Origin of the sequence: Anaerotruncus sp. DFI.9.16, from assembly GCF_024461615.1 — a bacterium.
GTDB lineage: Bacteria > Bacillota > Clostridia > Oscillospirales > Ruminococcaceae > Anaerotruncus > Anaerotruncus massiliensis.
The window spans coordinates 109,511-122,284 of the sequence record NZ_JANFZX010000001.1; the positions used below are offsets into that span (position 1 = coordinate 109,511).

Genomic DNA, 12,774 nt, shown 5'->3' on the forward strand with positions numbered 1-12,774 from the left:
TTTGTTCAAATTCAACGGCTTTACGCCGAAGGCCAATACGGCGATCAACTGCGCGATCGAGGAGGCGTCGGTGCTCGGGCACACCTATATCGGCAGCGAGCACCTGCTGCTCGGCCTGCTCGCCGAAGGCAGCGGAGTGGCCTTCACCGTGCTGGGAAAATGCGACGTCACGGCGGAAAAGGTGCGCGAACTGCTCATCAAGACGGTGGGCAAGGGGATCCGCTCGGTGCTCACCCCGTCGGACATCACGCCGCGCTGCAAGCGCATCCTCGAGATGTCCCTCATGCAGACCCGGATGAGCGGCGTGCCGCTCGCGGGCACCGAGCACATCCTCATGAACCTGCTCAAGGAAAACGACAGCTACGGCGTGCGCTTTTTAAAGCAGCTCTCGGTCGAACCGGAGGCGGTCGTCAAGCAGATCGGCGACTTTGCCCAGACGACGGGCGCGGACCTGCTGGGCGTGCGTCGCGCCGTGCCGCCGCGGCCCAAGCCCGCGGTGCGCACCCCGCTCGTCGACAAGTACGGCCGCGACCTCACCGAGATGGCGCGGCAGGGGAAGATCGATCCGGTGATCGGCCGGGAGAAGGAGATCGAGCGGGTGCTCCAGATCCTGACCCGCCGCACCAAGAACAATCCCTGCCTCATCGGCGAGGCGGGCGTCGGCAAGACGGCGATCGCCGAGGGGATCGCGCGGCGGATCGTCGAGATGGATGTACCGCCCCAGCTCAAGCAGAAGCGGTTTATCGCGCTCGACCTGACAAGCATGGTCGCGGGCACGAAATACCGCGGCGATTTCGAGGAGCGGATCAAGAACACGATCGACGAGGTGGTTGCGGCCGGCAACATCATCCTCTTCATCGACGAGCTGCACACGATCATCGGAACCGGCGCGGCGGAGGGCGCGGTGGACGCCGCCAACATTTTAAAGCCCCAGCTCGCGCGCGGGGAATTCCAGCTCGTGGGCGCGACGACGATCGACGAGTACCGCAAGTTCATCGAAAAGGACAGCGCCCTCGAACGCCGGTTCCAGTCGATCCTCGTGGAGGAGCCGAGCGAGGAGGACGCGGTCGCGATCATCAAGGGCCTGCGCGAGCGGTACGAGGAACACCACCGCATCCGCATCCTCGACGAGGCGGTCGAATCGGCCGTGGCGCTGTCCGCGCGGTATATTGCCGACCGCCGCCTGCCCGACAAGGCGATCGACCTGATCGACGAGGCCTGCTCGCGTGTAAAGATGAACAGCATTACAGTCCCGAACAGCCTGCGGGAGCTGGAGAACAAGCTGACCGCCCTCAAGACAGAGAAGGAGACGGCGATCAGCACCCAGAATTTCGAGTGCGCGGCGAGCATCCGCGACCGGGAGAGCGACCTGCGCGCGCGTCTGGAGAAGGCGCAGAACGATTGGGAGGACAGCGGGGACGGAAGCCTTCAGAAGCTCACCTCCGAGGACATCGCGAAGCTCGTGGCGGACATCACCGGCATCGACGCGACCCGCCTCACCGAGGCGCAGAGCGAGCGGCTGCTCCACCTCGAGGAGTCGCTGCACCAGATGATCGTCGGGCAGGAGCAGGCGGTGCACGCGGTGGCGGGCGCCATCCGGCGCTCCCGCGTCGGTCTGCACGACCCGTCGCGCCCGCTCGGCTCCTTCATCTTCCTCGGACCCACCGGCGTGGGCAAGACCGAGCTCTGCAAGGCGCTCGCCAAATGCATGTTCGGCGACCCGCACGCGATGATCCGGCTGGACATGTCGGAATATATGGAGCGGCACTCGGTCAGTAAGCTCGTCGGCTCGCCGCCCGGATACGTCGGTTACGACGAAGGCGGACAGCTCACCGAAAAGGTCCGCCGCCGCCCCTATTCGGTGATCCTCTTCGACGAGATCGAAAAGGCGCACCCCGATTTCTTCAATATGCTGCTGCAAATCCTGGAGGACGGCATCCTCACCGACGCGCAGGGGCGCACCGTCAACTTTAAAAACACGATTATCATCATGACCTCCAACATCGGCGCGCGCATGATCTGCGAGCAGGGCAGGCTCGGCTTTTCCGCGGGCGCGCAGGAGGACCCGGATAAGCAGCAGGAGGCGGTGCGCAAGATGATGGTGGGCGAGCTCAAAAAATCCTTCAAGCCCGAGTTCCTCAACCGCGTCGACGAGATCATCGTCTTCCACAAGCTCAGCCAGCAGGAGGTGCGGCAGATCGCCGGGAACATGCTCGACGCGCTCAAGACGCGGCTCGCGGGGCTGCAAATCGAGATCAGCTTCGACGAATCGGCGGCGGAGAAGATCACCCTCGACGGCTTTGACCCGCTCTACGGCGCGCGCCCGCTGCGCCGGGCGATCCAGGCGAAGATCGAGGACCGCCTCGCCGACGAGCTGCTCCACGGCACCATCAAGGCTGGCGACCGGATCGTCTGCTCCTGGAAGGACGAACAGTTCACCTTCTCCTAGGGAGGCTTTGAAAAGTTCTCCCGGAACCCCCGAAGCGGTTGATGCAGTCCGGCGTTCCATCCGGAACGCCGGACCGCTTTTTGCATCCCGCGGCCATTTGTGCTATACTGTCGTCGGTTAGAAAACGGGGGTGCCATTTATGATCGGAGAAAAGAATACCGTGACCTTTACGGTTGGGCTGGAGCGGCTCGCGTCGCACATGGGCAGCGGGGACCTCGACGTGCTCGCCACGCCCGCGATGATCGCGGAGATGGAACGGGCCGCCTGCACGCTGCTCGCGCGCTTTCTGGAGCCGGGGCAGACGTCAGTCGGCACGGCGATGGACGTGTCACACACGTCGGCCACGCCGTCCGGCATGGCGGCGGAGGCGTCGGCGGAGATCGTCGCGGCGGAGGGCCGCCGGGTGGACTTCACCGTGTCCGCGCGGGACGCGGCGGGGGAGATCGGCCGCGGCACGCACAGCCGGGTGATTGTCGACGCGGCGCGCTTCCAGCAGAAGACGGACGCGAAGGCGGGTGCCGCGGAATGAAAAAGCTCGTGATTTTCGACCTCGACGGGACGCTGCTCAACACGCTCGACGACCTCGCCGCGGCGGGCAACCACCTGCTGCGGGCGCACGGCTGGCCGGAGCACCCGGCCGAACGGTACAAGCTCTTTGTGGGCAACGGCGTCTATAAGCTCGTCGAGCGGATGATCCCTGCGGACGCCGATCATTCGCCCGGTGCGCTCGCGCTGCTGCGGGACGAGTATAACGCCTATTACAGCGCGCACAATGCCGATTTGACCGCGCCCTACCCGGGGGTTCCGGAGCTGCTCGGCGCGCTGGAACAGGCGGGCGCCGCCTGCGCGGTGCTCTCCAACAAGCCGCACGCCTTTACAGTGGAGCTCTGCAGGAGCCTGTTGGGGGAGCGGTTCGCGGTCGTGCACGGCCAGCGGGAGGGCTATCCCACCAAGCCCGACCGGCTGCTGACGGCGGAGATCCTGGAGGAAACGGGGATCCGCGCCGCCGACACGGTCTACGTCGGGGACAGCGGCGTGGACATGCAGACGGCGAAGAACGGCGGGCTTTTCGCGGTCGGGGCGCTGTGGGGGTTCCGGTCGGAGGAGGAGCTGCGGGAGAACGGCGCGGACGCGGTCGCGGAGCGCCCGCTGGACCTGCTCCGGTATATCCGCTGAAAATTTTTTGAAAAAAACGGTATTGACAACGCCCAAAGTTTGCAGTATGATAGCGTCAATAACTTTTCAAAGACGATGACGGGGACGGCGCAGACACAGCCCAGCCCACAGAGAGCCGGCGTATGGTGAAAGCCGGCGGCGGGCCGTTTGACAGCTCATCACCCCCGAGTCGGGAGCCGAACGGAGATCAAGTAGGCTTCCCCGCTGGACGGCGTTAACGGTCGGGAGCTTGTTGGAGCTTCGCTAAGCGGCGCATTGTTGCGCAATTTGGGTGGTACCGCGGGTCGTAAATCGGACTCGTCCCTTATCTGAGGGACGGGTTTTTTTCATTTTCGCCGCGCCCGTTCCCGGGCCGCGGCCACAACAAATCCGGTCAATTTTGAGATGGAGGTCACCGATATGCAAGAGCAGAAACTACAGGAAATTGCCATGCGGATCCGTACGCTGCGGGAGATTATGGAGATTCCGGTCGCGGAGATGGCGCAGCAGACCGGCCTTTCCGCCGAGGAATACCTCGCCGCCGAGGACGGAAAGAGCGACTTCACCTTTACCTTCCTCTATAACTGCGCGCAGGCGTTCGGCGTCGACATCATCGAGCTGCTCACCGGCGAGGCCCCGCACCTCTCCTTCTACTCGATCGTCCGCAAGGGGGAGGGGCTGAGCATCAACCGCCGCGCCGGCTTCACCTACAATCACCTGGCCTACCGCTTTTCCCGCAAGATCGCCGAGCCCTTCCTCGTCACCGCGCCCTTTTCGCAGGAGGAGCAGGAGAAGCCCATCCACCTCTCCCAGCACGACGGGCAGGAGTTCGACTTTGTCCTGAGCGGGCAGCTCAAGGTGCAGATGGAGGACCACACCGAGTATATGGGACCGGGGGACGCGATCTATTACGACTCCGGCCACGCGCACGGCATGATCGCGACGGGCGGCGAGGACTGTGTGTTCCTCGCGGTCGTCATGAAGGATGAAAACGACAAGGGGGAGAACGACTGATGGATCTCGAGAATTTTTATCAGCGCTTCTGTAAGGAGGGCTTTGACGAAAACGGCGTGCTCAACTACTTTGAGCCGGTGATCGCCGACAACTTCAACTTTGCCTACGACGTGGTGGACGAGATCGCCCGCCTCGAGCCGAACCGCCGCGCCATGGTCTGGTGCAACGTGGCGGGGGAGGAGCGGGTGCTCACCTTCGGCGAGATGAAGCTCTATTCCGACAAATGCGCCCAGATGCTCGCCGACCACGGCGTCAAAAAGGGCGACATGGTCCTGCTGGTGCTGAAAAGGCACTATGAGTTCTGGTTCACCGTCCTCGCGCTCCACAAGCTCGGCGCGGTCGGCGTGCCCGCCACCAACCTGCTGACCACCCACGACCTCGTTTACCGCTTCGAGGCGGCTGGCATCACCGCCTGCGTCTGCTCGGGCGAGTGCAACATCTCCGAGTATGTCGACGAGGCGTGCAGGCAGTATGACGGGGTCCACTCCAAGTTTATCGTCCGCGGCAGGCGGGAGGGCTGGCTCACCTATTCGGAGGAGCTCGAAAAGTACGATGGGAACTTCGAGCGGGTCCAGACCTCCAGGGACGACCCGCTGCTCCTCTACTTCACCTCCGGCACGACGGGCATGCCCAAGATGGTCGTCCACAACCACGCCTACCCGGTGGCGCACATCATCACCGCCCGCTACTGGCACAACGTCCACTCGGACGATCTGCACCTGACCGTCTCCGAGACGGGCTGGATGAAGGCGGTCTGGGGCAAGCTCTACGGGCAGTGGTTCGCCGCGGCGTCGATCTTCGTCTACGACTTTGACAAGTTCGTCCCCCACGACCTGCTGCACATGATGGAAAAATACAAGGTTACCACCTTCTGCGCGCCGCCGACCATCTACCGCTTTTTCATCAAGGAGGGGATGGAGGGATACGACCTGTCCGCCCTGCACTATTCCACGACGGCGGGCGAGGCGCTCAACCCCGAGGTCTACAACCGCTGGTACGAGTTCACCGGCCTGCGCCTGATGGAGTCCTACGGCCAGACCGAGACGGTCATGCAGGTCGCGAACTTCGTGGGCACCACCCCCAAGCCGGGCTCGATGGGCAAGCCGTCGCCGATCTATGACATCCACCTGATCGACGAGGACGGCAACGACGTGCCGCGCGGCGCCGTCGGCGAGATCGTCATCAACACCGAGAAGCCCCATCCCGGGCTTTTCGGAGGCTACTACCGCAACCCCGAGGAGACGGCCGCGTCCTGGCACGACGGCTACTACCACACGGGCGATACCGCGTGGATGGACGAGGACGGCTACCTCTGGTATGTCGGACGCACCGACGACGTCATCAAGTCGTCGGGCTACCGCATCGGGCCCTTCGAGATCGAGAGCGTGCTGATGGAGCACCCCGCCGTGCTGGAATGCGCGGTCACCGGCGCGCCCGATCCCGTCCGCGGTATCGTGGTCAAGGCGACGATCGTCCTGACGAGCAGCTACCAGCCCTCCGAGGAGCTCAAAAAGGAGCTCCAGACCTTCGTCAAAAAACAGACCGCTCCTTATAAATACCCCCGCATCGTCGAGTTCGTCACCGAACTGCCCAAGACGATCTCGGGCAAGATCCGCCGCACCGAGATCCGCGCGAAGGATCAGAAGAAATAATCCGCTGAAAAAACGGACGCCCGACCGGCAGGTCAGGCGTCCGTTTTCGTTTTCCGGACGGTTTCGAGCGCCTCCGCGAAGGAGAGCCGCTTGGTGAGCGCGTCGAGCTCCGGGCTGGCGATCCAGTCGGGATGGGAGCAGTCCCCGAATTTGACCGTGTGCACGACGGTCCCGCGCGCGAGGCATTCGTTGTGGGGCACGCCGGGGACGGTGACCGCCCAGCCGCCGGGCGGGAGCTCCCGCAGGCGCGCCGTCCCCTCCCGGTATTCGGCGAAGACGACGCAGCCCTCCTGCACGATCACCATCTCCCGCAGGGCGCTGTGGGAATGGCTGTTTTCCCACACCGGGCCGCCCGTATTCTCGCAGCGGATATAGCTGCTGCCGTCCCGCCCCGTGAGACGGAAGCGGACCTCGCCGTTTTCCATCCGCTCGTGGTTGGTTGTGATCCCGAACTCCGCGAGCTCCCGTTCGTTCAGCTTTTGCGGCATGGCGTTCCCTCCTTTTTTTCCATCCTAGCACGAAACGCCCGGTTTGTCACCCAAAGCGGAGGGATTTGGCCGGATTTTCCGTCTGCGAGAACGTTTTGGAGCGGGGCCGAATACATTTATAGATAGACGCATACGGAAAGGGGGCGGTGCGGTGAAACCGATCACCATCCGCATCAGCCGCCGCAAGCTGCGCGCGCTCAAGATGCTCGCGGCGGGGATGCTGATCCTGCTGGCGGCCTTCTGGGTGGACGGGCGCATCCGGCCGCTCATTTCGACGGTGTCCACCTACCAGTCCAAGCTGGTGGCTACCCGCGCGGTCAACGACGCGGTGCTGCGGGTCATTTCCGAGGAAAACATCACCTATGGGAAGGTCATGAACGCGGTGCTCGATGAGAAGGGCAAGGTCACGACGGTCACCACCAATATGGTCGCCCTCAACCGGCTCAAGGCGGAGATCAACAACGCGGTCAGCGACGAGCTCCAGAAGGGGATCGACCAGCCGATTGACCTTCCGCTGGGCACCCTGCTCGGCGGGCATTTCCTGTCGGGGCGGGGGCCGAACGTCCAGTTCAAGGTCGTGCCGATGGGCTACACCGAGACGCAGATCTACAACAAATTCCAGTCGGCAGGCATCAACCAGACGCTGCACCAGGTGATGGTGACGGTCAACACCCGCGTGGCGGCGATCCTGCCCCTCTATACGGTCGAGACGGACGTCTCGACCGACATCTGCATCGCCGAAACGGTGATCGTGGGGGAGGTGCCGCAGTCGTTCACCGATATCTCGGGCGACAACCGCGGACTCATCGACAAGGTCAACGATTACGGCCTGAAAAATGTGGATTGAGACGGGGATTTGTGATAGAATAACAGGGAATGATACCGAACTGGAGGAAGAACGGCATGGACCGGAAAACGGCGGAAAACCGGGCGGGCGAGCTGCGCCCGATTTTGGAAAGATACAGCTATGAGTACTATGTGCTCGACAACCCCTCGATCAGCGACTATGACTACGACAGGCTGCTGCACGAGCTGCTGGATATCGAGACGGAGTTTCCCGACCTCGCGACGGAGAACTCCCCGACGCGCCGCGTCGGGGGCATGGCGCTCAACACCTTCGCGCCGGTGCGCCACGAGGTGCAGATGGGCTCCTTGCAGGACGTTTTCGACACGGCGGACATCGCCGCCTTCGACGCGCGGGTGCGCGAGACGGTGGCGGACCCCGTCTACATCGTCGAGCCGAAGATCGACGGGCTGTCCGTCTCGCTCGAATACCGGGACGGCGCCTTCTGGCGCGGGTCGACGCGCGGGGACGGCGTCACCGGGGAGGACGTCTCGGAGAACCTCAAGACGGTCGGGTCGATCCCGATGACCCTCACCGAAAAGCTCCCCTTCCTCGAGGTGCGCGGGGAGGTCTACATGCCGCGCGCGAGCTTCGACCGGGTGGTCGCCCGGCAGCTCGAAAACGAGGAGGAGCCCTTCAAAAACCCGCGCAACGCGGCGGCGGGCTCCCTGCGGCAGAAGGACAGCCGCGTCACCGCGCAGCGGGGGCTGGATATCTTCATCTTCAACATCCAGCAGATCGAGGGGAAGACCCTCACCGGCCACAAGCAGTCGCTCGACTACCTGGCGGCGCTCGGCTTCAAGGTGATCCCCTCCTATAAGGCGTTCACCGACATTTCCGACGCGATCGCGGAGATCGGGCGGATCGGCGAAAACCGCTATGACTTCCCCTTCGACATCGACGGCGCGGTCATCAAGGTCGACGACTTTACAGAGCGCGAGCAGCTCGGCGCGACGGCAAAATTCCCCCGCTGGGCGGTCGCCTTCAAGTATCCGCCCGAGGAGAAGCCGACCACTCTGCGCGAGATCGAAATCCGCGTGGGGCGCACCGGCGCGCTCACGCCCACGGCGGTCTTCGAGCCGATCACGCTGGCGGGCACGACGGTGAGCCGCGCGGTGCTCCACAACCAGGACTTCATCAACGAGAAGGGGATCGCCATCGGGGACACGATCGTCGTGCGCAAGGCGGGCGACATCATCCCCGAGGTCGTTTCGGTCGCCTTCCACCAGCCGGGCGCGCCGGTCTACCGGATTTCCAGCGTCTGCCCCTCCTGCGGCAGCATCGCCGAGCGGGAGGAGGGGGAGGCGGTGCTCCGCTGCGTCAACATGGCCTGCCCGGCGCAGGTGGCGCGCAACCTTGTGCATTTCGCCAGCCGCGACGCGATGGACATCGACGGCCTCGGCCCGGCGATCGTCCACCAGCTGCTGGAAAGCGGGCTCGTGCATTCGGCCGCCGACCTCTACACCCTGGAAAAGGAACCGCTTGCCGCCCTCGAACGGATGGGGGAGAAGAGCGCGCAGAACCTGCTGGAGGCGCTCGAGCGGTCGAAATCCCGCGACCTGTCGCGGCTGCTCTTCGCGCTGGGCATCCCGGGCATCGGGCAGCGGTCGGCGCAGCTGCTGGCCCAGCGATTCGGCAGCATGGACGGGGTGCTCGCCGCCACGGCGGAGGAGATCGCCGGAATCGACGGCTATGGCGGCATCATGGCGCAGAGCGTCGCGGATTTCTTCGCGCTCGGCCAGAACCGCGCGCTCATCGAGCGGTTCCGCTCCCTTGGGCTCAACATGCTCTGCGAGACGGCGCCCGCGGCGGACACCCTCGCCGGGAAGACCTTCGTGCTGACCGGCACGCTGCCGTCGCTGACCCGCAGTGAGGCCAAGGAGATGATCGAGGCGGCGGGCGGCAAGGTGAGCGGAAGCGTCTCGAAGAAGACCGACTACGTCGTGGCGGGCGAGGAGGCGGGCGGCAAGCTCACCAAGGCGCAGAGCCTGGGCGTGGCGGTGATCGACGAGGCGGGCCTGCGGGCGCTGCTCGAACCATAACGGACGGCCAAGGGCCGCCGGGGAAAACCCCGGCGGCCCTTTCTGCATGTTTGGGGGCCTTCTGGTAAAAATATCTGCGAACGATTAAAGAAATGGCGGTTTGCAGATGGACGGGAATAAACGGACGATGATCGAGGAACGGGTGCGCGCGGCCGCGCGGGAGGTCCCGCGCGGCGGATCGCGCCGGATCGCGCGCGGGCTGCGGCGGGAGCTTTCGGACCTGCGCGCGCGGTTTTCCGCCCTGCGGGAGACCGGCGCGCCCGAGGGCTGGGAGCAGTGGCTTTCGGACAATTTCTACGCGCTGGAGGCGCACGCCAAGCAGTCGCTGCTCGACCTGCGCGGCTGCCGAAAGCGGAGCGCGCCGCTGCTCGGGCTCTATCTGCAGCTCGAGGCGGTCTTTGCCGACGGGGAGATCCCGATCGGCATGGAGGAGGTCCGCGCGGCGCTTACGGCAGCGAACGAGCTTTCCGAGCTTGGGGAGCGGCAGCTGGAATTCACCTACACCGCGCTCAAATGCGTCCTGCTGCACGCGGCGGCGGACGCCTGCGCGGGGGAGCGGGATTCCGCAGGGCGGGAGCGCCTCCTCTCCTACGCGGTTACCGGGCTGACGGCGGTCTACGAACTCGATTTCGACGCGCTCACCCGTTCGGTGAGCGCGGTCGAGCGCATCTTCGAAAAGGACCCCGCCGGGGTCTACCCGCGCATGGCGGAGCAGTCCCGGCGGCATTATCGGCAGGTCGCCGCGCGCATCGCAAGATATACCGGAGCGGCGGAAAGCGCCGTCGCGCGCGACATCCTCATCTGCGCCGGGGACGCGAAGGGGGAGCGGGAGCGCCACGTCGGCTACTATCTGCTCGGGCACGACCCGCGCGCCATCCGCGCCCGGCGGCGCGGGCGCGCGGCGCTCCTGCTCTCCTGGGCGCTGCCGCTGGCCCTCTGCGCCTTTCTCTGGGCGGGCTTCGGTCCCGCCGCCGCGCTGCTCGGGTACCTGCCGCTCGTCGAGATCGTGCGGGTGCTGGCCTCCTCGCTGGCGATGAGCGGCGTCCCGGCGGGGCATATTCCGCGTGTTGAACTGACCGAGCTGCCGAAGACGGCGGTTGCCGTGACGACCCTGCTGCCCGCTGCCGACAAGGCGGACGGGCTGCGGAACCGGCTGGAACAGCTCTACTTTTCCAACCCCGCCGAAAACCTCTTTTTCTGCGTGCTCGCGGATTTCGGGGAGGACCGCCGCCCCTTCAGCCCGCAGGACGGCCCCCGGATCGACGCCGCCAAACGGGTGATCGAAGAGCTGAACCGCCGGTACGGCGGCCGGTTTTTCCTCTTTGTGCGGCGGCGGGTCTACAGCCCGACCCAAAACGCCTACTGCGGCTGGGAGCGCAAGCGGGGCGCGATCATCGAATTCATCCGCTTTGTGAAGGGCGGGGAGACGCCCGTGGCCTGCTTCGCGGGGGACCGCGAGGCGCTCGGGAACCTCAAATACCTCATTGCGCTCGACGCGGACACCAACCTCTCCTTCGACGGCGCGCGCCAGCTGCTCGCAGCGGCGGAGCACCCGCTCAACCGCCCGGTGATCGGCAAACACAACACCGTCGCCGCCGGCTACGGCATCTTGACCGCGCGGATCGGCACCGATTTGGAGTCTGCAAAGGTTACTGACTTTACACGCATCATGGCGGGCGCGGGCGGTATCTCCTCCTATGAGCAGGAGTGCAGCGACTTCTATCAGGACCTCTTTGGACAGACGGTCTTTTCCGGTAAGGGACTCATCGATATCGACGCCTTCCACGCGGTCGTCGGGCGGCGGTTTCCCGAAAACCGCGTGCTCAGCCACGACATCGTGGAGGGCGCCTACCTGCGGGTGGGGCTCCTCTCCGACGTGGAGCTCACCGACGGAATGCCCACCAACGCGCTCTCCTGGTTCACGCGGCTGCACCGTTGGATTCGCGGCGACTGGCAGAACCTACCATTCCTGCGCCGGACGATCGTGCTGAACGGTTCCAGCCGCCCCAATCCGGTCGGCCTGCTCGCAAAATACCAGCTCCTCGACAACCTCCGCCGCTCGCTGACGCCGGCGGCGGCGCTTTCCTGCGTGGTCGCGGCGGCTTTTCTGCCGCAGGGGACCGCGCTGCTGCTCTGTGCGCTGGCCTTCCTCTCGGGCGCGCTCGCGCCGCTTTTGGGCGCGGTGCGCGCCATCCTGAACGGCGGGCGGTTCGCGCTGACCCGCCGCTATTTCGCGCGCACACTGCCGCGCGTCTTCGAACTGCTGGGGCAGGCGCTGCTCGGCACGGTCATGACCGCCCAGCAGGCGGTCGTCTCCCTCGACGCGGCCTGCCGCGCCCTCTGGCGGATGGCAATCTCCCACAAGAACCTGCTCCAGTGGACGACCGCCGCACAGGGGGAGACGCGCGACGCGGGGGTGCTCGCCGTGCTGCGGAGAAGCTGGCTTTCCGAGCTCATCGGTCTCTGCCTGCTCATCTTCGCGCCGCCGCAGAGCCTCATCGTCAAGCTCTACGGCGCGCTCTTTCTGCTCTACGCGCCCGTCGCGGCAGCGTCCGCCCGCCCGACGCCGGAGGTCAAAGCGCTGCCCGGCCGCGTCCAGCGGGAGCGCCTGCTCTCCCTCTGCGCCCAGATGTTCCGTTTCTACGAGGACTATGCCGGGAAGGAGAACCACTACCTGCCGCCCGACAACGTCCAGTATTCTCCGGTGGAGGCCGTTGCGCGGCGCACCTCGCCGACCAACATCGGCATGATGCTGCTCTCGATGCTCGCGGCGCGAGACCTGCACCTGATCGACACCCCGGGTCTCTACACCCGCGTCGAGCATACGCTCTCGACGGTCGAAAAGCTTGAGACTTACCGGGGAAATCTCTATAACTGGTACGCGACCGACGACCTGCGGGTGCTGCCCGAGCCGTTTGTCTCGGCGGTGGACAGCGGAAACTTCCTCTGCGCGCTCGTCGCGCTGGGGGAGGGCCTGCGGGAGTACGCCGCGCAGGAGCCGCGGATGGGGGAGCTTGTCGGACGCGTGGAGGCGCTGCTGGAACGGACGGATTTTTCCGTCTTCTACAACCGCCGCCGCAAGCTCCTGACGATCGGCCTCGACCGGAACGGCAATCCCTCCGGCTCCCAC

At 65.3% G+C, this 12,774-nt stretch carries 8 protein-coding genes; 7 read left to right on the top strand and 1 reads right to left on the bottom strand.

The genetic code is table 11. From position 1 onward, the window contains the following. Nucleotide 1: 1 nt before the first annotated feature. The 5 genes from NE609_RS00550 (at nucleotide 2) to NE609_RS00570 (ending at nucleotide 6,270) form a co-directional block, all read left to right on the top strand. Nucleotides 2–2,449: an ATP-dependent Clp protease ATP-binding subunit gene (locus tag NE609_RS00550; RefSeq protein WP_121585784.1), complete on the top strand. Its 2,448-nt coding sequence runs from the start codon at nucleotides 2–4 to the stop codon at nucleotides 2,447–2,449. A 139-nt stretch (nucleotides 2,450–2,588) separates the two neighbouring features. Continuing rightward, complete coding sequence (locus NE609_RS00555) at nucleotides 2,589–2,978, top strand: thioesterase family protein (protein ID WP_121585782.1); 390 nt, start codon at nucleotides 2,589–2,591, stop codon at nucleotides 2,976–2,978. After that, the gene (locus NE609_RS00560; RefSeq protein ID WP_121585780.1) at nucleotides 2,975–3,625 is read left to right on the top strand and encodes an HAD family hydrolase; all 651 of its coding nucleotides are present in this window, start codon (nucleotides 2,975–2,977) and stop codon (nucleotides 3,623–3,625) included. Before NE609_RS00555 ends, NE609_RS00560 begins: the two co-directional genes overlap by 4 nt. A 399-nt stretch (nucleotides 3,626–4,024) precedes the next feature. After that, entirely contained in the window at nucleotides 4,025–4,618 is a 594-nt protein-coding gene (locus NE609_RS00565; RefSeq protein WP_101550998.1) for a helix-turn-helix domain-containing protein, read from the top strand. Further along, complete coding sequence (locus tag NE609_RS00570) at nucleotides 4,618–6,270, top strand: AMP-binding protein (protein WP_256151377.1); 1,653 nt, start codon at nucleotides 4,618–4,620, stop codon at nucleotides 6,268–6,270. Before NE609_RS00565 ends, NE609_RS00570 begins: the two co-directional genes overlap by 1 nt. Before the next feature lie 32 nt (nucleotides 6,271–6,302). Here NE609_RS00570 and NE609_RS00575 read toward each other — a convergent pair whose 3' ends face one another. Beyond that, the gene (locus NE609_RS00575; protein ID WP_256151378.1) at nucleotides 6,303–6,758 is read right to left on the bottom strand and encodes a hypothetical protein; all 456 of its coding nucleotides are present in this window, start codon (nucleotides 6,756–6,758) and stop codon (nucleotides 6,303–6,305) included. A 151-nt stretch (nucleotides 6,759–6,909) separates the two neighbouring features. Here NE609_RS00575 and yunB point away from each other — a divergent pair, with 151 nt between their 5' ends. Continuing rightward, complete coding sequence (yunB, locus tag NE609_RS00580) at nucleotides 6,910–7,605, top strand: sporulation protein YunB (RefSeq protein ID WP_121585774.1); 696 nt, start codon at nucleotides 6,910–6,912, stop codon at nucleotides 7,603–7,605. 56 nt (nucleotides 7,606–7,661) lie between these two features. After that, entirely contained in the window at nucleotides 7,662–9,644 is a 1,983-nt protein-coding gene (gene ligA / locus NE609_RS00585; RefSeq protein ID WP_256151379.1) for an NAD-dependent DNA ligase LigA, read from the top strand. Nucleotides 9,645–12,774 lie beyond the last annotated feature (3,130 nt).

Coding starts and splice junctions, on each gene's coding strand:
- NE609_RS00555 (WP_121585782.1), top strand. CDS start 2,589: ATGATCGGAGAAAAGAATACCGTGACCTTTACGGTTGGGCTGGAGCGG.
- NE609_RS00560 (WP_121585780.1), top strand. CDS start 2,975: ATGAAAAAGCTCGTGATTTTCGACCTCGACGGGACGCTGCTCAACACG.
- NE609_RS00565 (WP_101550998.1), top strand. CDS start 4,025: ATGCAAGAGCAGAAACTACAGGAAATTGCCATGCGGATCCGTACGCTG.
- NE609_RS00570 (WP_256151377.1), top strand. CDS start 4,618: ATGGATCTCGAGAATTTTTATCAGCGCTTCTGTAAGGAGGGCTTTGAC.
- NE609_RS00575 (WP_256151378.1), bottom strand. CDS start 6,758: ATGCCGCAAAAGCTGAACGAACGGGAGCTCGCGGAGTTCGGGATCACA.
- ligA (WP_256151379.1), top strand. CDS start 7,662: ATGGACCGGAAAACGGCGGAAAACCGGGCGGGCGAGCTGCGCCCGATT.